Genomic DNA, 22,609 nt, shown 5'->3' with positions numbered 1-22,609 from the left:
GTTTTTTCTCCCTTAGCCTGAATTGGTCCAACATCTCCCATACTAGTTATACCAATGATGTTGAGATAAAAAAATAGACTATTCAAATAGTTAATAACACTACGTGGCCACTCAAGGATTGAGGTCGTCACTTTCCCCCTACTAACGTCATGTGGAGTGTGCTATGAGTCAAGGCCTCAACAATGATATCGCGGTCAGCAAAACGCGCCGGGTGGTAAAAAACCTGCGCTGGTGGGTGCTGGTCCTGTTTTTACTTGGCGTCACCGTCAACTACATCACACGCAACTCGCTGGGGATTATCGCCCCGGAACTGAAAGCGACGCTCGGCATTACCACCGAACAATATTCCTGGATCGTCGGCGCGTTTCAGCTGGCTTACACGATTTTCCAGCCGCTCTGTGGCTGGCTTATCGACGTCATCGGCCTGAAGCTCGGGTTTATGATCTGCGCCACCTTGTGGGCGCTGGCCTGTATCGCCCACGCCGGGGCCGGCAGCTGGCTGCACCTGGCGATATTGCGCTTCTTTATGGGCGGGGCCGAGGCGGCCGCCACCCCGGCCAACGCCAAGACCATCGGCGAGTGGTTCCCGAAGTCTGAACGGCCAATCGCCGCCGGCTGGGCTGGCGTCGGGTTCTCTATCGGCGCAATGCTCGCCCCGCCGATCATCTACTTCGCCCACGCTTCCTTCGGCTGGCAGGGGGCGTTTATGTTTACCGGCGCGCTGGCCCTGCTGTGGGTGGTGCTGTGGTGGGCCTTCTATCAGAACCCGGAAAAGCACCCCAACCTCAGCAAAAGCGAGCTGGAGTACATCAAGCAGGATAACGAAGCGCCACCGGTGAAACAGCCCTTCTTTACCGCACTCAAAACCGTCTCGAAGAATAAACGTTTCTACGGGATCGCCATTCCCGCGTTTATGGCCGAGCCCGCCTGGGCGGTGCTGAGCTTCTGGGTACCGCTGTACCTGGCCAAAGAGCACGGCATGGATCTCAAGCAGATCGCCATGTTCGCCTGGCTGCCTTTCCTCGCCGCCGACCTCGGCAGCGTGGTCAGCGGCTACCTCACCCGCCTGTACGTTCGCTGGTTCGGCTGTACGCGAGTCAACTCAGTGATCGCCAGCTCGGTGACCGGCGCATTTCTGATGATCTCCCTGGCCCTCGTCGCTATCACTCGCGATCCCTATATCACCATCGTCCTGATCTCCATTGGCGGCTTCGGACATCAGATCATCTCCTGCATGCTCAGCGCGCTGGTGGTGGAGTCGTTCGACAAGGGACAAATGGCGACGGTAAACGGTATGCGCGGATCCGCGGCGTGGATCGCCAGCTTCCTGTTTTCGTTATTAATCGGGGTGACCGCCGACAAAATTGGCTTCAACCCGCTGTTCATCGCCATGGGGTTCTTTGACCTGATTGGCGCCGTTTTCCTGGTGGCATTTATTGCTGAACGTCGCGCCAAGCGCGCCTGAGAGTGGATGTAAGATATGAAAACGTTGAAACACTGGAGTTTACATCAACAGCTGGAGCATCACGTTGAACTGACGGTCGATGGCCAGCACACCCTGTGCCTGTACGTACTGGAAGAGAATTTATTCCGCGTGCTGCTGAAACGCCAGGGCCAGCTGGCGCTGGATCGCACCTGGAGTATCGCTCCGCAGCAGGATGTGCCGTGGGAAGGCCGCGCCCGGGATGACCTCAGCGGTTTTAGTCTCCCGGCCTGGCAGCTGACACAGGAGGCCGATACGCTGACCATCGCCACCCGCCAGCTGCGCGTCACCGTCCATCAGCCGCTGTGGCTGGAGTGGAGCTATCGCGACGACGCCGGGGAATGGCAGCAGCTTGCTAACGACCGCCCCACCAGCGCCTATCTGGCCAATGCCCACGGCGACGGCGTCGCCCACTATCTGAGCCGCCGGAAAGACGAGCGTTTCTATGGTCTGGGCGAAAAGGCCGGCGATCTGCAGCGCACCGGTAAGCGTTATGAGATGCGCAACCTCGACGCCATGGGCTACAACGCCGCCAGCACCGACCCGCTGTATAAACATATTCCGTTCACCATCACCCAGCGCAGCGACGTCAGCTATGGTCTGTTTTACGACAACCTGAGCAGCTGCTGGCTGGATTTGGGTAACGAAATCGACAACTACCACACCGCCTACCGCCGCTGGCAGGCGGAAGCCGGCGATATCGATTACTACCTGTTCACCGGTAAACAGGTGCTGGATGTCACCAAAGCCTTTGTACGTCTGACCGGTAAAACCCTGTTCGGGCCAAAATGGAGCCTCGGCTACAGCGGCTCGACCATGCACTACACCGACGCGCCGGATGCGCAAAATCAGCTGATGAACTTCATCCGCCTGTGCGATGAGCACGCTATTCCGTGCGATTCGTTCCAGCTCTCATCCGGCTATACCTCGATTAACGGCAAGCGCTACGTCTTTAACTGGAACTACGACAAGGTGCCGCAGCCAAAAGTGATGAGTCAGTCGTTTCACGACGCCGGGCTGAAGCTGGCCGCCAATATCAAACCCTGCCTGCTGCAGGACCATCCGCGCTATGGCGAGGTGGCGGAGCGCGGCCTTTTCGTTCGCGATTCGCAAACCGACGCTCCGGAGCGCTCCAGCTTCTGGGACGATGAAGGATCGCACCTCGACTTCACCAATCCGCAAACCGTGGCCTGGTGGCAGGAAGGGGTCACCAGCCAGCTGCTGGAGATGGGCATAGACTCGACCTGGAACGATAATAACGAGTATGAGGTGTGGGACGGCGAAGCGCGCTGCTACGGCTTTGGCCGCGAAATCGCCATCAAGCATATTCGCCCGGTGATGCCGCTGCTGATGATGCGCGCCTCGATGGAAGCCCAGCAGCGCTTTGCGCCGGAAAAGCGCCCGTATCTCATCTCTCGTTCCGGCTGCGCCGGGATGCAGCGCTACGTCCAGACCTGGAGCGGCGATAACCGCACCAACTGGGATACGCTGCGCTATAACATCCGCATGGGGCTGGGCATGAGCCTTTCCGGGCTGTTTAACGTCGGCCACGACGTCGGCGGTTTCTCCGGCGATAAACCGGAGCCGGAGCTGTTTGTGCGCTGGGTACAAAACGGCGTGATGCACCCGCGCTTTACCATTCACTCATGGAATGACGACCAGACGGCCAACGAAGCCTGGATGTATCCGGCCGTTACCCCGGCCATTCGTTCCGCGATTGAGCTGCGCTACCGCCTGCTGCCCTATCTGTATACCCTGCTGTGGCAGGCGCATGCTGACGACGAGCCGATGTTGCGCCCGACCTTCCTCGATCATCAACACGACGCGCAGACCTTCGCCGAATGCGATGACTTCCTGCTGGGGCGCGACCTGCTGGTGGCCAGCGTGGTCGAGCCTGGCGCCCGTCAGCGTGAGGTGTGGCTGCCGGATAATCAGGCCGGCTGGTATGATTTCTACAGCCACCAATGGTTCGCCGGCGGCCAGTGGGTCACCCTCGACGCGCCGCTGGAAAAGCTGCCGCTGCTGGTCCGCGCCGGGGCCGGATTGCCGCTCAGCGAGCGCATCCGTCATGTTGCGGCGCAACAGGACGATCGTCGCGAACTGCAGCTGTTCCCGCTGAAAGGCGTCGGGACCTCTTCGGGTCTGCTGTTTGAGGATGACGGCGAAAGCTGGGGCTATAAACATGGCGATGCGCTATGGCTGGAGTGGGAAATGGCGTGCGACAGCAGCACCATCAACCTGAAGGTCAACGCCCGCGGCAACTATCGCCCGGCGTGGAAAGCGCTGAAGCTGTCATTACCGGCGGGAGAAAAACGCAAACTGCTGGTGAATGGCGTTGAAGGAACGGAGTGGAGGCGCTAAGCGATATGCCGGGCGGCGGCTTACGCCTTGCCCGGCCTGGATTTAATGATGTTCCCGGATTGCGCTAGGCTAATCCGGGCTACAAACTGGTGGCCTCAAAACCCCCGGTGGCGCTACCGCTTACCGGGGCTACAGCACTGTGCGGTTTGGTAGCCCCGGTAACGGACAGTTTCAGTAACCATGGGTACAAGATAGGGCTCTTAAGCTCACAATAGCACCGACCGTAGGCCGGATAAGGCGCAGCCGCCATCCGGCGCGAAAGTGGCTCTTTACCCGCGGTTATTGCCCGGCGGCGCTACGCTTGCACGGGCCTACAGATCCCATGCCAGGCGTAGCCCGGGTAAGGCATAGCCGCTACCCGGGTAACGAAGAGGGATTACTCGATACCTTTGCTGCGCAGGTAGTCTTCGTAGTTGCCGCTGAAGTCGATCACCCGTTCCGGGGTAATCTCCAGCACGCGGGTGGCCAGCGAGCTGACGAACTCACGGTCGTGGGAGACAAATATCAGGGTACCCTGATACATCTCCAGCGCCATGTTCAGCGATTCGATGGATTCCATATCCAGGTGGTTGGTCGGTTCGTCCATGATCAGGATGTTTGGCTTCTGCATCATCAGTTTACCAAACAGCATCCGCCCCTTCTCACCACCGGACAGTACTTTCGCCGGCTTCTTGATGTCATCCTGGCTAAACAGCAGTCGACCAAGGATACTGCGCACCGCCTGCTCGTCGTCGCCTTCCTGTTTCCACTGGCTCATCCACTCGAAGACCGTCAGGTCGTTTTCGAACTCGTATTCATGATCCTGCGCGTAGTAGCCAAGTTGCGCGTTTTCAGACCATTTCACGGTGCCGTTATCGGGCTGCAGTTCGCCCACCAGGGTTTTCAGCATCGTGGATTTACCCACACCGTTGGCGCCCAGAATGGCAATCTTCTCGCCCACTTCCAGCAGCAGGTTGACGTTTTTGAACAGCGGACCTTCTTCAAAGCCTTTGGTGAGGGCTTCCACTTCCAGCGCGTTACGGAACAGTTTCTTGTCCTGCTCGAAGCGGATAAACGGGTTCTGACGGCTGGAGGCTTTAACCTCTTCCAGCTTGATCTTGTCAATCTGACGCGCGCGCGAGGTGGCCTGACGCGATTTAGAGGCGTTGGCGCTGAAGCGGCTAACGAAAGACTGCAGGTCGGCAATCTGCGCTTTTTTCTTGGCGTTGTCCGCCAGAAGACGCTCACGCGCCTGGGTGGCCGCCGTCATGTATTCGTCGTAGTTGCCCGGATAGACGCGCAGCTCGCCGTAGTCCAGATCCGCCATGTGCGTACAGACCATGTTCAGGAAGTGACGGTCGTGCGAGATGATAATCATCGTGCTGTCGCGGTCGTTCAGCGTCTGCTCCAGCCAGCGAATGGTGTCGATGTCCAGGTTGTTGGTCGGTTCGTCGAGCAACAGAATGTCCGGGTTAGAGAACAGCGCCTGCGCCAGCAGGACGCGCAGCTTCCAGCCCGGGGCGACTTCGCTCATCGGGCCGTAATGTTGTTCAACCGGAATGCCCACGCCCAGCAGCAGTTCGCCCGCGCGCGCTTCAGCAGAGTAGCCGTCCATTTCGCCATATTTAACTTCCAGGTCGGCCACTTTATAGCCATCTTCTTCGCTCATCTCAGCGAGGGCGTAGATGCGATCGCGCTCCTGCTTCACTTCCCACAGCTCGCTGTGGCCCATGATCACCGTATCCAGCACGGTGAACGCTTCAAAGGCGAACTGATCCTGACGCAGCTTACCGATGCGCTCGTTCGGGTCGAGAGAAACGTTGCCCAGCGTCGGTTCGAGATCGCCGCCGAGGATCTTCATAAAGGTCGATTTACCGCTGCCGTTGGCGCCGATCAGACCATAACGGTTGCCGCCGCCAAATTTAACGGAGATATTTTCGAACAGCGGCTTACTGCCAAACTGCATGGTAACGTTGCTGGATACTAGCACGGGGATATCCTGAAAAAAGAGTATGAGGGGTGTGATACAGCAGACATTATGCCAGTAAATGACGCACTTTTCACGGTCTGCGGTAAATTCCGCCGCGGCGCTTGTGCTATGGTCTTTGTCAGATGCGCCAGAGACCTGCGCGCAAACCGTTATTCTGTACGTGATGATGAGGAGTCCCATGACCACCAGCCTACCGCGACATCCGGCCTTTTTATCCCTGCAGGGCGGCATCAATTTTCGCGACCTGGGCGGCCAGCGCACCGCCGACGGACGTCGGGTACGCAGCGGCAAGCTGCTGCGCTCCGGCGCGTTAAACCGGCTTACGGCTGAGGATCTCAACCACCTGGATACCCTGCCGCTCAGCCGGGTGCTCGACTACCGCGACCCCGGTGAAGTGCAGCGCACCCCGGACAAACTGAGCCCGCTCACCCACTATCTCAACGCGCCGGCCAATCCGCCGCTCGGCGAGGTCAATGCGAAGGTCACCGAGCTGAATGCCGCCACCCTTAATGCGCTGAACGGCGAGCAGTTTATGCTGCAACTCTATCGCCAGCTGCCGTTTAACAACCCGGCCTATCGCCAGCTCGCCGCGTGGCTGACGACCCCTTTCGACGGCGCCTTGCTGCAACATTGCGCGGTCGGTAAAGATCGCACCGGCGTCGGCTGCGCGTTAACCCTGTTCGCCGTCGGATGCGACAGCGAGACGGTGATGGAGGAGTATCTCCTCACCCATGGCATGCTGACGCAGGTGGAGGCCTGGATGCTGGAGATGCTCGGCAACGACCTGACGGCCCAGGGGCGCCAGAGCCTGGCGGACATCCTGACGGTGAAAGAGTCCTATCTCGCCGCCGCGCTGTCGGCCATTCAGCAGCGCTATGGCAATGTCGACGCCTGGCTGGCGGAAGAGTATCAGCTCACCGCCCCGGCCCGCGTCGCGCTGCAGGCCCGGCTGCTGGAAGACTAACCCCTGTCGCCCCCAACGCCAGGGCGCGGCAGCCGAGGCGACAGGGAAAAAAATGTGATTTCGTACACATCTGATTTACCTGTTCAGCGGAATGCACATATAATGCGCTCCCATCTACTGTCTCAATCATTAACAAAGGCCTGTGTGGCGTTGATTTCGCACACGACATTAAAAACTATGAAATTATCTACACTCTTAGCGGCAGCCTTCGCCATCGTAGGCTTTTGCAATACAGCGTCTGCTGTCACCTATCCTTTGCCAACCGATGGCAGCCGTTTGGTTGGTCAGAACCAGGTCATCACCATTCCGGATGATAACAAGCAGCCGCTGGAATACTTCGCGGCCAAATATCAGATGGGGCTTTCCAACATGCTGGAAGCCAACCCGGGGGTGGATACCTATCTGCCGAAGGGCGGTAGCGTCCTGAACATCCCTCAGCAGCTGATCCTGCCGGATACCGTGCATGAAGGGATCATCATCAACAGCGCGGAAATGCGTCTGTACTACTACCCGAAAGGCACCAATACCGTGATCGTTCTGCCGATCGGCATCGGCCAGTTGGGTAAAGATACGCCAATCAACTGGACCACCAAAGTCGAACGTAAGAAGGCCGGTCCGACCTGGACGCCGACCGCCAAGATGCATGCGGAATACGCTGCCGCCGGCAACCCGCTGCCTGCCGTCGTACCGGCCGGTCCGGATAACCCGATGGGTCTGTACGCGCTGTATATCGGCCGCCTGTACGCCATCCACGGTACCAACGCTAACTTCGGTATCGGCCTGCGCGTGAGCCACGGCTGCGTGCGTCTGCGCAACGATGACATCAAATTCCTGTTTGAGAACGTGCCGGTCGGTACCCGCGTGCAGTTTATCGATGAGCCGGTAAAAGCCACCACCGAGCCGGACGGCAGCCGTTACATCGAGGTTCACAACCCGCTGTCGACCACCGAAGCCCAGTTCCAGGGCGGCGAGATCGTGCCTATCACCCTGACTCAGCCGGTACAGGCGATCACCAGCCAGTCTGATGTCGATCAGAGCGTGGTTGAGCAGGCTATCCAGAACCGCTCCGGTATGCCGGTGCGTCTGAACTAAGTTCTGCATGACAAGAAAAACGGCGGGCCTGATGCCCGCCGTTTTTTTATCTGTATTGTCTCTGGCTGCGGCTGGCTAAACCTGACAACACCGTGGCCCTGCTGAGCGCTGCGCCGGCAGGGTCCCCCGGTCTAGCCGTTATTCACCAGAATAATCCCGCCGTGGTCGTAGCGATAGTGGCAGTGGGCGTACTCCAGCGGCGTGCCGTCTTCCAGATAGATAACCTGCTCCACCTCCAGCACCGGATCGGTGGCCTCGCAGTGAAGATGCTGTTTATCCAGTTCGTCCGGCTTCATCGCCCGCACCACGCGGTAAGATCCCATCAGCTTCAGCCCCAGCGTCTCCTGCACGTAGCGAAACACCGACCCCTCCAGATGGCTTTTGGTTAACCCCGGCACCAGCCCCACCGGCATGACCGTCAAATCCAGCGACACCGGCTCGCCGTTGAGCAGCCGCAGGCGGACAAAGTCATACACCGGGGCATCGGCGTCGATCAGCAGCGAACTCTGCTCCTTGTCAGTGGGAAAACGCACCTCGAAGCGCACCACTTCGCTTTGCACCTCGCCAAGATGTTCCCAGGTTTTGGTGGCGCCGAAATAGTCGCTGCCGGGCAGCTCCCACTGCGACAGCTGAAGGAAATTTTTCCGCACAAAGGTGCCCTGCCCTTTGCGAGTATAGATAAGCCCTTCGACGATTAACTGGCGCATCGCCTGCTGGATGGTCATCCGGCTGGTGTTGAACTCCGCCGCCAGCGCAAACTGGTCGGGTAGCGGCGCGCTGGCAGGATACTGCTGGCTGATGATGCGTTTTTTTATTTCCCGCGCAATTTGCAGATACTTCGCCGTCATTCCCGGTCCTTTTACATTCTGTGAGTGACTGGCGGGCAGCATACTAGACCTGACCGCCAGAACATCGTTACATCACGTCGCCGTTGCTGTGGATCACCTGCTTCAGCCACGCATAGCTCTTCTTCGGCACCCGCCGCAGATCCTTGAGGTCATGGTTCTCGCGATTGACGTAGACCACGCCGTAGCGCTTACGCATATCACCCTGCGAGCTCAGGATATCGATTAATCCCCAACCGAGATAGCCGATCACCTGCGCCCCATCCTCAAACATGGCCGCTTTCATGGCGTTGATATGGTCGCGATGGTAGGCGATGCGGTAATCGTCGGCAACCGGATGTTCACCGTCCCACGACTCAATCACCCCGATGCCGTTTTCAATCGGGAACACCGGCAGGCGCCAGTCGTTATAATAGCGGGTGATGATGGTCCGGAAGCCCAGCGGATCGATCTGCCAGTTCCATTCTGTCGCTTTCAGGAACGGGTTATCCTGATTGCCAAACAGCATATAGTTGTTTACCGCCGTTCCCGCCGGGATGGTGTCGCTGTTCAGCGTCCGGCTGGCGTAATAGCTGAACGCCAGATAATCGACCTTCACCGTCGCCATCAGCGCCAGATCCTCCGGACGATAGATATCATCGAACCCTTCAGCGGCGACAAAATGCATCACTTCCGGGCTGTAGCCCTCCCCGGCGTAAGCCCGCAGCAGGTTCTGGTTTAAAAACTCGTCCAGCTGCTGGGCGCACAGGATATCGCGCGGTTTGCAGGTCGCCGGATAAACCAGGGCGTGGGCCAGCATTCCGCCCATCAGACACTGCGGCTTCGTCTGATGCAGGTGATCGGTCAGATGGACGTGCGCCATCATCACATGATGCTGGATCAGATACAGCTCGCGCAGGGTCTTCTCCCCCTGCAGGTAGCCGGAAATCAGAAACGCTTCCGGCGAATGGTACAGATTCTGTTCATTAAAGGTGAGCCAGTATTTCACCTTGTCGCCATAGCAGGCGATCATCTTCTGGCCATAGCGAATAAAGGCGTCCATCACCCGGCGGTCGGTGAATCCGTTGTAGCGCTCCGCTAGCGAGAGCGGCATATCGAAGTGGTACAGGCAGATCATCGGCTCGATGCCGCGGGCGATCAGTTCATCAATAAACTGATGGTAGAAGGTGATGCCCTCTTCATTAAATTCGCCGTCTCCCTCAGGACACACCCGGCTCCAGGCGATCTGAAAACGATAGCAGTTCATGCCCAGATCCTGCATCAGATCGAAATCTTCCCGATAGCGATGATAGGAGTCGGTCGCTACCTTCCAGTCGGAAGCGAATTCCGCCGGTTGCCGGATATCGTACACCGACATCCCCTTGCCGCCCTCGTTCCATGCCCCCTCCGTCTGCATGCTGGAGACGGAATTACCCCATAAGAAATCTGCCGGTAGTCTGTTCTTCATCCTGCGCCTCGGTATATGACTAGTCATTTAAATTTCATGACTAGTCATATACCGAAAAGCGAACGGATGCGCAAAGCCAGGGATCGTTTTCTGTGAGCCGGGCAAAAAAAAGATCGCCCCGAGGGGCGATCCTGTCGAACGGCGTGGAGGGCGGCGTACCGCTGCGGAAATCAGGCGCAGAGTTTGAAGAGCCAATAGCCGGTAAGGGCCGCCCACAGCAGCATGGGAATGGAGTAGAGATGGAAACGCCACCAGATCCGCCGATCGCCTGCCATGCGCAGCGCGATGATATTGGCCAGCGAGCCCGGCAGCAGACCAAAGCCGCCCACGTTAACCGCCCAGGCGAGCAGGATCGAAGGCGGGACATAGTTGAGCAGCAGAATGGTCGAGGGCACATTGCTGATCACCTGCGACAGGCCGATGGCGGTCAGCCACAGTCCACCGCCGGAGAGCGTCCCGACCCCGCTCAGCACCTGGTGCAGCGCCGGAAGCTGGGTCAGCAGATGGACGTCGATAAACATCACCATAAACACCAGCAGTAGCGACCAGTCCACATGGACGATCACCGCCCGGGCCAGTATCAGGAAGCCCAGCAGCACCAGCGCCAGCCCCCACAGAGCCTGATTCATCTCCAGCGCGGTCAGGAACACCAGATACAATCCCAGACAGCTCCAGACCAGCTTTGGCTGCCACGATGGCGCCTTATCGCTACTCTGGTAGTTGAGCCGGTTTGCCGGGAAACAGAACCAGCACAGCGCCAGCAGGGTCAGCATCATTGCCGCCGCCAGCGGTAGCATCTGGCCGATGAATCCAGGGAAAGAGAGACCGGAGCGTCCCCACAGTAAGATATTCTGCGGGTTGCCGATCGGCGTCAGCAGCGACCCGGCGTTCACCGCCAGCGCTTCGAAAATAATCAGCCGGTTCACCGGGATGGCGCACCACTTCTTCAGCGTCAGGGTCAGGGGCACCACGATAAACAGCGCGACGTCGTTGGTGAGGAAGGTGGATAGCAGCGCCGCCGCCAGCACCATAAACATAGCCAGCTGGCGTTCGGTGACAAAGCGGCGGGCCATTTTACGCCCCAGCACGTCAAAATAACCGCTCAGTTCAATCCCCTTGGTCAACAGCATCAGGCCGCTGAGGGTGATGATAGTATGCCAGTCAATGGCCGCCGGCCAGCTTGCCGGGACAAACGGCACCATCACGCTGAGTACGCAGGCGATAATCAGCAGCAGATGGAGAAAACGGTCGCGCAGCAGCGACTGGACGAAGGGAAGAGTCATGCTTCCTGAGATCCCTGTGTTTGGGTAAATTTCAGGAACATCGCCAGCGTCTCCTCGCTCACGTGATGCTCCATTCCCTCCGCATCGCGGCGGGCAATCTCCGGGCTGACGCCGATAGCCAGCAGGAAGTTCTCCACGATTTGATGGCGCTCGCGGCTCTCCTGGGCCAGCTTCTCACCCTCCGCCGTTAAGAATATGCCGCGCCACGGGATCTGTTCGATAAGGCCGACACTGGCCAGCCGTTTGAGCATCTTGGCGACGGTGGGCTGCGAGACCCCCAGCCGGGCGGCCATATCCACCTGACGCGCCTCGCCCACCTCGCGGATGAGATCGGAAATCAGTTCAACATAGTCGTCAATCAGCTCGCGCCGATGCGCTTCCCGCACCTGGCGGAATCCTTCAACGTGCTCTTCAACATTTACCAACTGCGTCACTTTTTTTGTTATTGGCTTACCTGCGCGACGGTTCATTGTGCTTCCTCATTCGTGTGACGCGTCAAGCATCATATAAAAAGATCCACATTGTAATGGATTGCGCCAAGAGCACAAAAATTTAACGTTTTAGCCATAGCTATAAAATATAGCCTGTGCTATATCTGTATATAATGCAAACATCCATCAGGGAATGATGGAGCGAACAGGCAGGAGGAGAGCAGATGAACGAATTCAAGAGGTGCTTAAACGTGTTTAGTCATTCCCCCTTTAAAGTACGCTTAATGCTGCTCGGTATGCTGTGCGAGATGATCAACGGTAAACCGCAGCAGGACAAACCCCATTCCTGAGGAGGCGTCGCGGTACGCCGCTTCATTTTTCTGTCATCATCCGCCGCTAAACTGACCGGTTTATCCCGTTCCCCCCACCTTTTTTCAAGTTTTGTAAGCGCCCTCGCAAAACAATCTGTTATGTCTGGTTGACCTTACCATTTACAAGCCCTATCTTTGCACAGCCCTGCCACATTCGCGGCTCGCAGAGACCCTCTTCACGCACTGTCCAGCAGGTTTTACCCCTTGACGCCAGGGGATGCGCATGGCCTCTTTTTGATTGTTTACTATGAATGTCACCACCCTGAAAGATACGCTAGTCGCCCGCCGACTGGCACTGAACCCATGGACAGGATTCTACTTTTTACAATCGCTGTTGATTAACCTGGCGCTGGGCTATGAATTTAGCCTGCTCTATACCGTGGCATTTACCTGCGTGTTACATCTTCTGTGGCGCGCCTTTCCGCGCGTGCAGAAAGGGGTGGTCGGCGCCTATTCTCTACTGGCGGCCCTCTACTACCCGTTTGGCCAGGCTTACGGCGCGCCCAACTTCAACACCCTGCTGGCGCTGCACGCCACCAACGTGGAAGAGTCCACGGAAATTCTCACTATCTTCCCGTGGTACAACTATCTGCTGGCGGTATTTATCTTCGCGCTGGGGATCATTGCGGTCCGCCGCAGGATCGTCGAGCAGACCCGCTGGGGAAAAATGGAGACCCTGGGCCTGCTGTTCAGCATCGGGATCTTTTTTCTCCAGCCGGTGCAAAATCTCGCCTGGGGCGGGGTATTCAAGGTGATCGATACCGGTTACCCGGCCTTCCGTTTTGTCAAAGACGTGGTGGTGAATAATAACGAGGTGCTGGACGAGCAGGCGCGGATGGCGCAGCTGGCCGGCATGAAAGACAGCTGGCACGTGCTGGCGGTGAAGCCGAAGTACCATCTCTATGTGGTGGTGATCGGTGAAAGCGCCCGCCGCGACGCCCTCGGCGCCTTCGGCGGCCACTGGGATAACACGCCGTTTGCCAGTTCGGTGAACGGGTATCTGTTTAACAACTACGTCGCCGCCAGCGGCTCGACGCAAAAATCCCTCGGCCTGACGCTTAACCGGGTGGTCGATGGCAAACCGCAGTTTCAGGATAACTTTGTCACCCTCGCCAACCGCGCCGGTTTCCAGACCTGGTGGTTCTCCAATCAGGGACAGATCGGCGAGTACGACACCGCTATCGCCAGTATCGCCAAACGGGCGGATGAAGTGCAGTTCCTGAAAAACGGCGATTTCGAAGCCAATAAAAACACCCAGGACGAGCAGTTACTCAAGTTGACCGAGCAGGTACTCTCCACCCAGCGCACCCAGCCGCAGCTGATTGTTCTGCACTTGATGGGCTCGCACCCGCAGGCCTGCGACCGAACCAAAGGCAAATACACGGTTTTCGTCCAGTCGAAAGAGACCTCCTGCTATCTCTACAGCATGACGCAAACCGATACCCTGCTGGCTAAGCTCTACAGTCAGTTGCAAAATTCCGGCGCCACCTTTTCCCTGACCTACTTTTCCGATCATGGTCTGGCGTTCAAGGAGCGAGGCAAAGAGGTGCAGTATCTGGCGCACGACGATAAGTTCCAGCAGAACTTCCAGGTGCCGTTTATGGTGCTCTCCAGCGATGACAAAGCGCATAAAGTGATTAAGGCGCAGCGCTCGGCGAATGATTTCCTCAGCTTCTTCTCGCAATGGACCGGAATCAAGGCGGCGGAAATCGCCCCGCGCTATCGGTTTATCTCTGAGCAGAAGGCCGGCCCGGTGTATATCACCAACTTCCAGCTGCAGAAGGTAGACTATTCACACCTAGGCAGCGATGAGTTCACCATCAACTAAAACGACGCGTTCAGCGCCGGCCAACCGGCCGGGCTGGCGATCGCCAGGCAAAAAAAATCCGCCCCGGAAGGCGGATTTTTTATATCACCGGAGTGATTAGAAGCGGTAACCCACGCCAGCAATCCAGGTGCCGACGTCAACGTTACGAATACGAGACTGCTCGTAGGAGAAGTCCAGGGCAACGTTTTCGATCGGGTTGAACTGCAGACCAGCACCGTAGGAGAAACCGTAGTCGCTCATATCGGATTTATTAGGGAAGTTGTTGTTCTGGAATTTACCGTAACCAACACCCACTACGCCGTAGATGCTTGCCCAGTCGTTCAGACGGTAAGCCGGACCTGCGGTGATGCCGTAGTACTGACCTTTGTTGTAAGTACCGTTGCTGTTGTTATCCTTCTCGGTGTAGGTGAAGGAACCGATAACACCCAGCGGGTTGTTATCTTGCTCGTAACGGTATTTCAGGTTGAAACCGCCAGCTTTGTTCGCTTTACCCTGCATGTCGCTCTGCGCGTAACCGCCGGTTACAGTAGAAGTTGCAGCAAATGCAGTGGTACCTACGGATGCAGCCAGAACAACGGCCAGTGCTGAAAGACGTGCAATTTTATTCATAACCACCTCAAATGTGTTTCTAATAAGTCCTAAGCCTTAAATATATCAAAAACTTTTGGGAAACTCTTTGGAGTTTACATTGTCTAACATACTTTTTCATGTAACCAAAAGTTTCCATATTTCTATAACAATATGGAAAACAACAGTTTTTGGCGTTAACTTACAGTTTAACGCTCATTAAGAAATTCGCAAGCATCCAGATTAATCCTAATCACCTGGTGAATTTCTCAGCAACGTTCGCCATTGTACTGTTTTTGCCCCTGTTTTTTTCAACATTAGCTCAACCGTCAGCAGCTAATTCCAGTACACTGGAACTTTTACCCCTTTTGACAAAAACTGACAGGAGAAAGGATGCCCGGTCCATCCCGAAAAGCGGCGGCATGGTTGCCAATAGTGGTGATTTTAATCGCTATGACCTCGATTCAGAGCGGCGCATCGCTCGCCAAATCGCTGTTCCCGGTGGTCGGCGCCCCGGGGGTTACCGCCCTGCGCCTGGCGCTCGGGACGCTGATCCTGGTGGTGGTGTTCAAGCCCTGGCGGCTGCGTTTCTCTCCGGCCCAGCGCGTGCCGCTGCTGCTGTACGGCCTGGCGCTCGGGGCGATGAACTATCTGTTTTATTTATCCCTGCAGCGTATTCCGCTCGGCGTGGCGGTAGCCCTCGAGTTTACCGGCCCGCTGGCGGTGGCGCTTTTCGGCTCGCGCCGCCCGCTGGATTTTGTCTGGGTGGCGCTGGCGATCCTCGGGCTGTGGTATCTCCTGCCGCTGGGCCAGAACGTGGCGCAGGTGGATTTAACCGGCGCGCTGTTCGCTCTCGGCGCCGGAGCCTGTTGGGCGGTCTATATTCTGACCGGCCAGCGCGCGGGCGAGGAGCATGGTCCAGCCACGGTGGCGATGGGGTCGCTTATCGCCTCGCTGGTCTTTGTCCCGTTAGGCATGGCGCAAGCTACCGATACGCTGTGGCAATGGTCGCTGCTGCCCCTGGGGCTGGGGATTGCCATTCTCTCCACTGCACTCCCCTACTCCCTGGAGATGATGGCCCTGACGCGCCTGCCGACGCGCACCTTCGGCACGCTGATGAGCCTCGAGCCGGCGCTAGCCGCCCTGTCCGGTATGGTCTTCCTCGGCGAAACCCTGAATCTCTCCCAGACCCTGGCGCTGGGCGCTATTATCATCGCCTCAATGGGCGCCACGCTGACCATGCAGCGGCAGAGCAAAATTAAGCAAGTCGATATCAATTAACATTCTGTTACGGCGGCGGCCCGCGCGAGTTACGGGCCCGCCAGCCTCCGCTAACCTTCTGACTTAGCTTGCTTTTTCAAATAGCCAACCACTTTACGCTATCGGAGTAATATGGCCTGCCGATGCCTCATACTTTAAAACCCTTGCTATACTTAGTCCCGAAGTTACCTGGGACAACGCTCCACATCATTCAGCTTTGAAGTGTGACGAGCATCAATATCAAGAGGATATGAAACGATGAGTACCGCTAAACTGGTTAAATCAAAAGCATCTGATCTGGTCTATACCCGCAACGATGTCGCTGACAGCGAAAAGAAAGCGACCATTGAGCTGTTGAATCGCCAGGTGATCCAGTTCATTGACCTGTCCCTTATCACCAAGCAGGCACACTGGAATATGCGCGGTGCGAACTTTATCGCCGTGCACGAAATGCTGGATGGCTTCCGTACCGCGCTCACTGAGCATCTGGATACCATGGCGGAGCGCGCCGTACAGCTGGGCGGCGTCGCCCTGGGCACCACTCAGGTGATCAACAGCAAAACCCCGCTGCAGAGCTATCCGCTGGATATCCATCATGTTCAGGATCACCTGAAAGCGCTGGCGGACCGTTACGCGGTAGTGGCGAACGATGTGCGCAAAGCGATCGGTGAAGCCAAAGACGAAGATACCGCAGATATCTTCACCGCCGCTTCCCGCGACCTGGATAAATTCCTGTGGTTTATTGAAGCGAACATCGAGTAAGGCTTTGCCGTCGGCCGCAGCGCGGTCGACGGCGCCTTTGCTTTCCCATCCCAACCCTTGCTGTTTTTCCCCTCCGCCTTTCCCTCACCCGCTGTCCTTGCACCATTTCAGGGCGTCAAATTGATGAAAATGCGCACAAAAGTAAAACAATTGTAATAATCACCTCACACAATCGTTACACCGAGATTGTTTTCCCATCAGGGTTTGCGCTAAAAATGGGCTCGTTATTCAGCGACCTCAGGATGCACCAAAATAACGCCCCGTTATGGTGCACTCTTTGCCTGAAATGATCGATATTGTGCAGCGGCTACCGCTTCGTTTGTTTAAAAACAACAGGTTGTAAAAGTGGCACGATTTTTTCATTAGGCTAGTCGTTCTCGCAGGGGATCGTCCCGTGGATATAAAAGGAAATGCTATGAAGTCTGTATTTAAAGTTTCACTGGCTGCACTGACCCTGGCTTTTGCGGTTTCTTCCCATGCCGCCAATAAGACCCTGGTTGTCGCCACCGATACGGCGTTCGTCCCGTTCGAATTTAAGCAAGGCGATAAGTATGTGGGTTTTGACGTTGACCTGTGGGCGGCAATCGCCAAAGAGCTGAAGCTCGACTACACCCTGAAGCCGATGGACTTCAGCGGCATTATCCCGGCGCTGCAAACCAAAAATATCGATCTGGCGTTGGCGGGGATCACCATTACCGACGAGCGTAAAAAAGCCATCGACTTCTCTGACGGCTACTACAAAAGCGGCCTGCTGGTGATGGTCAACGCCAATAATAACGACATCAAAGATGTGAAAGATCTGAACGGCAAAGTGGTCGCGGTGAAGAGCGGCACCGGCTCCGTTGACTACGCCAAAGCTAATATCAAAACCAAAGATCTGCGTCAGTTCCCGAACATCGATAACGCCTATATGGAGCTGGGTACCGGCCGCGCGGATGCCGTCCTGCACGATACGCCGAACATCCTCTACTTCATCAAAACTGCGGGCAACGGCAAATTCAAAGCGGTAGGTGAATCACTGGAAGCGCAAAACTACGGTATCGCCTTCCCGAAAGGCAGCGACGAGCTGCGTGAGAAAGTGAACGGTGCGCTGAAAACGCTGCGCGAGAACGGCACCTACAACGAAATTTATAAAAAATGGTTCGGCACTGAACCAAAATAATAAAAATGTCCTTCGCCGGGCGCAGGCCCGGCGACATCACAACGGTCTTCCGGCACAGACGCTGCGGGAGACCGTATTTTGGCGGAGGCTTTCCTCTGCTCTCGACACGGTAACAGGAACGTATTATGCAGTTTGACTGGAGTGCCATCTGGCCCGCCATTCCGATTTTGCTGGAAGGCGCCAAAATGACGCTGTGGATTTCCGTCCTCGGCCTGGCCGGCGGCCTGATCATCGGTCTGGTGGCCGGTTTCGCCCGCTGCTTCGGCGGCTGGATCGCCAACCACATCGCGCTGGTGTTTATTGAAATCATTCGCGGCACCCCGATTGTGGTGCAGGTTATGTTCATCTACTTTGCGCTGCCGATGGCCTTTAGCGATCTGCGCATTGACCCCTTCTCCGCGGCGGTAGTGACCATCATGATTAACTCGGGCGCCTATATCGCGGAAATTACCCGCGGCGCGGTGCTCTCCATTCATAAAGGCTTCCGCGAAGCGGGCCTGGCGCTCGGCCTGTCGCGTCGCGAAACCATTCGCCACGTGATCCTGCCGCTGGCGCTGCGCCGCATGCTGCCGCCGCTGGGCAACCAGTGGATCATCAGCATCAAGGATACCTCGCTGTTCATCGTCATCGGCGTCGCCGAACTGACCCGTCAGGGACAGGAGATCATCGCCGGCAACTTCCGCGCGCTGGAAATCTGGAGCGCCGTTGCCGTGATCTACCTGATCATCACCCTGGTCCTGAGCTTTATTCTGCGTCGTCTTGAAAGAAGGATGAAAATCCTGTGATTGAATTTAAAAACGTCTCCAAGCACTTTGGCCCAACCCAGGTGCTGCACGATATCTCTCTGAAAATCAATCAGGGTGAAGTGGTGGTCATCATCGGCCCGTCCGGCTCCGGTAAATCGACGATGCTGCGCTGTATCAATAAACTGGAAGAGATCACCAGCGGCGATCTGATTGTCGATGGCCTGAAGGTCAACGATCCAAAGGTGGACGAACGTCTGATTCGTCAGGAAGCCGGAATGGTGTTCCAGCAGTTTTACCTGTTCCCGCACCTGACGGCGCTGGAAAACGTGATGTTTGGCCCGCTGCGGGTACGCGGCGCCAGCAAACAGGCGGCGGAGAAGCTGGCGAAAGATCTGCTGGCGAAAGTCGGTCTGGCTGAGCGCGCGCATCACTATCCGTCTGAACTCTCCGGCGGCCAGCAGCAGCGTGTGGCCATCGCCCGCGCGCTGGCGGTGAAGCCGAAGATGATGCTGTTTGATGAGCCCACCTCCGCGCTCGACCCGGAACTGCGCCATGAAGTGCTCAAGGTGATGCAGGATCTGGCGGAAGAGGGTATGACGATGGTGATTGTGACCCACGAAATCGGCTTTGCCGAAAAAGTGGCCTCGCGACTGATCTTTATCGACAAAGGACGAATTGCCGAAGACGGCAATCCACAGGAGTTGGTGAACAACCCGCCAAGCCCGCGTCTGCGCGAATTCCTGCAGCACGTCGCCTGACCCACAACGGCTCTCTCCCTCACGGAGAGAGCCGCTTTCCAGATTCCTCTTCCCTCCCCTTCCGCCAGCGGCTTCTATACTTACCCGTTTACGTTGCAACGGAGGTGCCCATGCCGTGGATCCTGCTTTTGCTCGCTGCGCTGTTTACTGCCCCGCTTTCCGCCGCCGCCCTGCCCGGCGTGCCGACCGCTAACGCCGATAAAACCAGCGCCAGCGAACCCGATGTAGAACAGAAAAGAGCGGCCTATGCCGCGCTGGCCGACGTGCTGGCCAACGACGCCGCCCGCCAGGAGCTCATTGACCAGCTGCGTAAAGCGGCCGCCACGCCGCCGCCCGACAGCACCCCGACGCTGACGCCGCCGGCGGTGAAAGAAGAGACCACCGTGCTGGAGAACGTCACGCAGATCAGCCGGGAATATGGCGATGAGCTCTCATCGCGCTTTTCCCAGCTGTGGCGCAATATTACCGGCTCGCCGCATAAGCCCTTTAATCCACAAACCTTTACCAGCGCCGCCTGGCATTTTTTACTGCTGGCCGGGCTGGTGTTTGCCTTCTGGTGGCTGGTACGCCTCGCGGCGCTGCCGCTGTATCGTAAAATGGGCGAATGGGGACGGCATAAAAACCGCGATCGCGGAAACTGGCTCCAGCTGCCGTTGACCATCGCCGGGGCGTTTATTATCGATCTGCTGCTGCTGGCGCTGACCCTGTTTGTCGGTCAGCTGTTGAGCGATCGTCTGGATGGCAACAACCCCACTATCGCCTTTCAGCAGAGCCTTTTCCTCAACGCCTTCGCGCTGATCGAGTTCTTTAAAGCCATCCTGCGGCTCATTTTCTGCCCGCGCATTCCAGCGCTCAGGCCCTTTAACCTCAGCGACGAGGCCGCCTCCTACTGGAGTCTGCGCCTGAGCGCCCTCAGCAGCCTGATCGGCTACGGCCTGATCGTCGCGGTGCCGATTATCTCTAACCAGGTGAATGTTCAGGTCGGCGCGCTGGCTAACGTCATCATCATGCTGTGCATTACGCTGTGGGCGCTGTATCTGATTTTTCATAACAAAGCGGTGATTACGCAGGGGCTGATCCATCTGGCTGACCGCTCGCTCTCCTTTTTTAGCCTGTTTATCCGCGCCTTCGCCCTGATCTGGCACTGGCTGGCCTGCGCCTACTTTGTGGTGCTCTTCTTCTTTTCCCTGTTCGACCCAGGCAACAGCCTGAAATTTATGATGGGCGCCACCCTGCGCAGCCTGGCGATTATCGGCGGCGCGGCGCTGGTGTCCGGCATCCTGTCGCGCTGGATAGCCAAAACCATCACTCTCTCCCCTGCCACCCAGCGCAACTATCCTGAGCTGCAAAAGCGGCTGAACGGCTGGATCTCCGCCTCGCTGAAGGCAGCGCGCATTCTCACCGTCTGTGTCGCCATTATGCTGCTCCTGAGCGCCTGGGGGCTGTTTGACTTCCGCGAATGGCTGCACAACGATGCCGGGCAAAAAACGGTGGATGTGCTGATCCGTATCGCTCTTATCCTCTTCTTCTCCGCTATCGGCTGGACGGTGTTGGCCAGCCTGATCGAAAACCGTCTGGCCTCGGATATCCATGGCCGTCCGCTGCCCAGCGCGCGGGCCCGTACGCTGCTAACCCTGTTTCGCAACGCGCTGGCGGTGGTGATCAGCACCATCACGGTGATGATTTTGCTCTCGGAGATTGGGGTTAATATCGCGCCGCTGCTGGCGGGCGCCGGGGCGTTAGGGCTGGCCATCTCGTTTGGCGCGCAAACCCTGGTTAAAGACATTATCACCGGCATTTTTATCCAGTTTGAGAACGGGATGAATACCGGCGACCTGGTCACCATCGGGCCTTTGACCGGCACGGTGGAACGGATGTCGATTCGCTCAGTGGGGGTGCGCCAGGATACCGGCGCCTATCACATTATTCCCTGGTCCTCGATCACCACCTTTGCCAACTTCGTGCGCGGCATTGGCTCGGTGGTGGCTAACTATGACGTCGATCGCCATGAGGATCTGGATAAAGCCAGCCAGGCGCTGAAGGCGGCAGTGGACGATCTGCTGGCCCAGGAGGAGATCCGCGGCCTGATCATTGGCGAACCGTCGTTCGCCGGGCTGGTGGGGTTGAGCAATACCGCCTTTACGCTGCGCGTCAGCTTCACCACCCTGCCGCTGAAGCAGTGGACGGTGCGCTTTGCCCTTGATACCCAGGTGAAAAAGCACTTCGATCGCGCCGGGGTTCGCGCCCCGGTACAGACCTGGCAGCAATTGCCGATGCCGGGCGCCGACAGCCCGGCCGTGGAGTAGTTAGAACGGACGGCGGCGTTTGGCGTCGTCCATAAAGCTCCAGGCGATAAAGCGGCTCTGCTTTTGCCCCTGGGCCATCTCTTTTTTCACCACTTTCACTGCCCCGACCTCGGTCAGCAGGCGGTAGAGCGGCGGCAGATTGTCGCCGCGCGACACCAGCGAGGTAAACCATTTCACCTGGCGGGCGAAGGCCTGACTTTCGCGGATCATCTGCGAGATAAAGGCCACTTCGCCCCCCTCGCACCACAGCTCTTGCTGCTGACCGCCAAAGTTAAGCCCGCTGTCGGCGCCGAGTCCGAGATTGCGGCGCTTGCGCTCGCCGCCCGCCCGGGCGCTCTCTGCGGAGTCATGGAACGGCGGATTACACAGGGTGGCGTCATAGGTCTCGTTTTTGTGGATCACGCCGTGGAAGATGGATTGACTCTCTTTTTGCCGACGCAGACGGATCTGCCGGGTCAATCCCGGGTTGCCATTAACAATCGCCTGCGCGCTGGCGAAGGCTTCCGGGCTGATTTCGCTGCCGGTAAAGCGCCAGCCGTATTCGTGAACGCCGATCAGGGGATAGATGAGGTTGGCGCCGGTGCCAATATCGAGGATCGTGGCTTGCTTCGGCACTTCGCCGCTGTCCCCGGCCAGCAGATCCGCCAGATGATGAATATAATCGGCCCGCCCGGGCACCGGCGGACAGAGAAAACCGTCAGGAATGTCCCAGTGTTTGACCGCGTAGAAATGCGCCAGCAGCGCTTTATTCAACGCCTTAACCGCCTGCGGATTGGCAAAATCAATGGTCTGCTCACCCAGCGGATTGAGCGTAATGTATCCCTGCAGGTCAGGATGCGCCTGGCAGAGCGCGGGCAGGTCGTAGCGTTGATGGTGGCGGTTACGCGGGTGTAACCCCGGTTTCTGGGCTTTCATGACAATCTCCTTTGAACAGCCGCGTAAGATACCCGTTGACGGCGGCGCGGTAAATAAGG

At 57.5% G+C, this 22,609-nt stretch carries 18 protein-coding genes and 1 pseudogene; 12 read left to right on the top strand and 7 right to left on the bottom strand.

Translation table 11 applies throughout. The features are described 5' to 3' along the window. Nucleotides 1–163: 163 nt before the first annotated feature. Nucleotides 164–1,465, top strand: a complete 1,302-nt coding sequence (locus ABLV64_RS23560; RefSeq protein ID WP_004886240.1) for an MFS transporter — start codon at nt 164–166, stop codon at nt 1,463–1,465. Nucleotides 1,466–1,480: 15 nt separating this feature from the next. After that, nucleotides 1,481–3,844 carry a glycoside hydrolase family 31 protein gene (locus ABLV64_RS23555; RefSeq protein ID WP_348843091.1) on the top strand — a complete coding sequence of 788 codons (2,364 nt, stop codon included), beginning with the start codon at nt 1,481–1,483 and terminating at the stop codon, nt 3,842–3,844. 376 nt (nt 3,845–4,220) lie between these two features. Here the strand turns inward: ABLV64_RS23555 and ABLV64_RS23550 are convergent, their stop codons facing one another. Further along, the gene (locus tag ABLV64_RS23550) at nt 4,221–5,813 is read right to left on the bottom strand and encodes an ABC-F family ATPase (protein WP_004886235.1); all 1,593 of its coding nucleotides are present in this window, start codon (nt 5,811–5,813) and stop codon (nt 4,221–4,223) included. A gap of 48 nt (nt 5,814–5,861) precedes the next feature. Here ABLV64_RS23550 and ABLV64_RS23545 point away from each other — a divergent pair. Together ABLV64_RS23545 and ldtB are read left to right on the top strand one after the other, a co-directional pair. Further along, nucleotides 5,862–6,777: pseudogene (locus tag ABLV64_RS23545) on the top strand (tyrosine-protein phosphatase). A 177-nt stretch (nt 6,778–6,954) separates the two neighbouring features. Continuing rightward, on the top strand, nt 6,955–7,869 hold the full coding sequence (ldtB, locus tag ABLV64_RS23540; RefSeq protein ID WP_004886230.1) for a L,D-transpeptidase: 915 nt from the start codon (nt 6,955–6,957) through the stop codon (nt 7,867–7,869). A gap of 131 nt (nt 7,870–8,000) precedes the next feature. Here ldtB and ABLV64_RS23535 read toward each other — a convergent pair whose 3' ends face one another. The 4 genes from ABLV64_RS23535 to mntR form a co-directional block, all read right to left on the bottom strand. Further along, a complete protein-coding gene (locus ABLV64_RS23535; protein ID WP_004886227.1) occupies nt 8,001–8,717 on the bottom strand; it encodes a GntR family transcriptional regulator in 717 nt (238 codons plus the stop codon). Between the two features lie 67 nt (nt 8,718–8,784). After that, nucleotides 8,785–10,161 carry a glycoside hydrolase family 1 protein gene (locus ABLV64_RS23530; RefSeq protein WP_064150418.1) on the bottom strand — a complete coding sequence of 459 codons (1,377 nt, stop codon included), beginning with the start codon at nt 10,159–10,161 and terminating at the stop codon, nt 8,785–8,787. Between the two features lie 170 nt (nt 10,162–10,331). Continuing rightward, a complete protein-coding gene (locus ABLV64_RS23525; RefSeq protein WP_004886219.1) occupies nt 10,332–11,444 on the bottom strand; it encodes an anion transporter in 1,113 nt (370 codons plus the stop codon). Then, nucleotides 11,441–11,914 (bottom strand): manganese-binding transcriptional regulator MntR, encoded by a 474-nt coding sequence (mntR, locus tag ABLV64_RS23520; protein WP_004886216.1) that lies wholly within the window; start codon nt 11,912–11,914, stop codon nt 11,441–11,443. The genes ABLV64_RS23525 and mntR overlap by 4 nt, the downstream gene beginning before the upstream one ends. Nucleotides 11,915–12,099: 185 nt before the next feature. On the opposite strand from mntR, the gene mntS reads away from it, so the two are divergent. Together mntS and ABLV64_RS23510 are read left to right on the top strand one after the other, a co-directional pair. Beyond that, nucleotides 12,100–12,225: a manganase accumulation protein MntS gene (gene mntS / locus ABLV64_RS23515; protein ID WP_004886214.1), complete on the top strand. Its 126-nt coding sequence runs from the start codon at nt 12,100–12,102 to the stop codon at nt 12,223–12,225. Nucleotides 12,226–12,493: 268 nt separating this feature from the next. Beyond that, nucleotides 12,494–14,074, top strand: coding sequence for a phosphoethanolamine transferase (locus ABLV64_RS23510; RefSeq protein WP_004886211.1), 1,581 nt, complete (start codon nt 12,494–12,496; stop codon nt 14,072–14,074). 96 nt (nt 14,075–14,170) lie between these two features. Here the strand turns inward: ABLV64_RS23510 and ompX are convergent, their stop codons facing one another. Beyond that, nucleotides 14,171–14,683 (bottom strand): outer membrane protein OmpX, encoded by a 513-nt coding sequence (ompX, locus tag ABLV64_RS23505; protein WP_004886207.1) that lies wholly within the window; start codon nt 14,681–14,683, stop codon nt 14,171–14,173. A 351-nt stretch (nt 14,684–15,034) separates the two neighbouring features. Between ompX and rhtA the strand changes: the two genes are divergently transcribed. The 6 genes from rhtA to ybiO all read left to right on the top strand — a co-directional run bounded on the left by rhtA (nt 15,035) and on the right by ybiO (nt 21,635). Continuing rightward, the gene (rhtA, locus tag ABLV64_RS23500; RefSeq protein ID WP_004886203.1) at nt 15,035–15,922 is read left to right on the top strand and encodes a threonine/homoserine exporter RhtA; all 888 of its coding nucleotides are present in this window, start codon (nt 15,035–15,037) and stop codon (nt 15,920–15,922) included. Nucleotides 15,923–16,159: 237 nt separating this feature from the next. Beyond that, nucleotides 16,160–16,663 (top strand): DNA starvation/stationary phase protection protein Dps, encoded by a 504-nt coding sequence (gene dps, locus ABLV64_RS23495; RefSeq protein WP_065904932.1) that lies wholly within the window; start codon nt 16,160–16,162, stop codon nt 16,661–16,663. A gap of 415 nt (nt 16,664–17,078) precedes the next feature. Continuing rightward, entirely contained in the window at nt 17,079–17,825 is a 747-nt protein-coding gene (gene glnH / locus ABLV64_RS23490; protein ID WP_004886198.1) for a glutamine ABC transporter substrate-binding protein GlnH, read from the top strand. Between the two features lie 125 nt (nt 17,826–17,950). Beyond that, nucleotides 17,951–18,610, top strand: a complete 660-nt coding sequence (gene glnP, locus ABLV64_RS23485) for a glutamine ABC transporter permease GlnP (RefSeq protein ID WP_002895837.1) — start codon at nt 17,951–17,953, stop codon at nt 18,608–18,610. Then, nucleotides 18,607–19,329, top strand: a complete 723-nt coding sequence (gene glnQ, locus ABLV64_RS23480) for a glutamine ABC transporter ATP-binding protein GlnQ (protein ID WP_004212183.1) — start codon at nt 18,607–18,609, stop codon at nt 19,327–19,329. Before glnP ends, glnQ begins: the two co-directional genes overlap by 4 nt. Before the next feature lie 110 nt (nt 19,330–19,439). Further along, nucleotides 19,440–21,635, top strand: a complete 2,196-nt coding sequence (gene ybiO / locus ABLV64_RS23475; RefSeq protein ID WP_004886194.1) for a mechanosensitive channel protein — start codon at nt 19,440–19,442, stop codon at nt 21,633–21,635. Here ybiO and rlmF read toward each other — a convergent pair whose 3' ends face one another. Beyond that, a complete protein-coding gene (gene rlmF, locus ABLV64_RS23470) occupies nt 21,636–22,550 on the bottom strand; it encodes a 23S rRNA (adenine(1618)-N(6))-methyltransferase RlmF (protein WP_285209683.1) in 915 nt (304 codons plus the stop codon). Between the last annotated feature and the right edge of the window lie 59 nt (nt 22,551–22,609).

The organism is Klebsiella sp. JB_Kp031, assembly GCF_040064295.1.
Lineage (GTDB): Bacteria > Pseudomonadota > Gammaproteobacteria > Enterobacterales > Enterobacteriaceae > Klebsiella > Klebsiella quasipneumoniae.
The sequence above is the reverse complement of the archived record's forward strand: the minus strand, read 5'-3'. Positions and strand labels throughout refer to the sequence as shown.

Bases quoted from the DNA above. Each gene is read 5' to 3' on its own strand.
- ABLV64_RS23560 (WP_004886240.1), top strand. From the start codon at position 164: ATGAGTCAAGGCCTCAACAATGATATCGCGGTCAGCAAAACGCGCCGG.
- ABLV64_RS23555 (WP_348843091.1), top strand. From the start codon at position 1,481: ATGAAAACGTTGAAACACTGGAGTTTACATCAACAGCTGGAGCATCAC.
- ldtB (WP_004886230.1), top strand. From the start codon at position 6,955: ATGAAATTATCTACACTCTTAGCGGCAGCCTTCGCCATCGTAGGCTTT.
- ABLV64_RS23535 (WP_004886227.1), bottom strand. From the start codon at position 8,717: ATGACGGCGAAGTATCTGCAAATTGCGCGGGAAATAAAAAAACGCATC.
- ABLV64_RS23530 (WP_064150418.1), bottom strand. From the start codon at position 10,161: ATGAAGAACAGACTACCGGCAGATTTCTTATGGGGTAATTCCGTCTCC.
- ABLV64_RS23525 (WP_004886219.1), bottom strand. From the start codon at position 11,444: ATGACTCTTCCCTTCGTCCAGTCGCTGCTGCGCGACCGTTTTCTCCAT.
- mntR (WP_004886216.1), bottom strand. From the start codon at position 11,914: ATGAACCGTCGCGCAGGTAAGCCAATAACAAAAAAAGTGACGCAGTTG.
- mntS (WP_004886214.1), top strand. From the start codon at position 12,100: ATGAACGAATTCAAGAGGTGCTTAAACGTGTTTAGTCATTCCCCCTTT.
- ABLV64_RS23510 (WP_004886211.1), top strand. From the start codon at position 12,494: ATGAATGTCACCACCCTGAAAGATACGCTAGTCGCCCGCCGACTGGCA.
- ompX (WP_004886207.1), bottom strand. From the start codon at position 14,683: ATGAATAAAATTGCACGTCTTTCAGCACTGGCCGTTGTTCTGGCTGCA.
- rhtA (WP_004886203.1), top strand. From the start codon at position 15,035: ATGCCCGGTCCATCCCGAAAAGCGGCGGCATGGTTGCCAATAGTGGTG.
- dps (WP_065904932.1), top strand. From the start codon at position 16,160: ATGAGTACCGCTAAACTGGTTAAATCAAAAGCATCTGATCTGGTCTAT.
- glnH (WP_004886198.1), top strand. From the start codon at position 17,079: ATGAAGTCTGTATTTAAAGTTTCACTGGCTGCACTGACCCTGGCTTTT.
- glnP (WP_002895837.1), top strand. From the start codon at position 17,951: ATGCAGTTTGACTGGAGTGCCATCTGGCCCGCCATTCCGATTTTGCTG.
- ybiO (WP_004886194.1), top strand. From the start codon at position 19,440: ATGCCGTGGATCCTGCTTTTGCTCGCTGCGCTGTTTACTGCCCCGCTT.
- rlmF (WP_285209683.1), bottom strand. From the start codon at position 22,550: ATGAAAGCCCAGAAACCGGGGTTACACCCGCGTAACCGCCACCATCAA.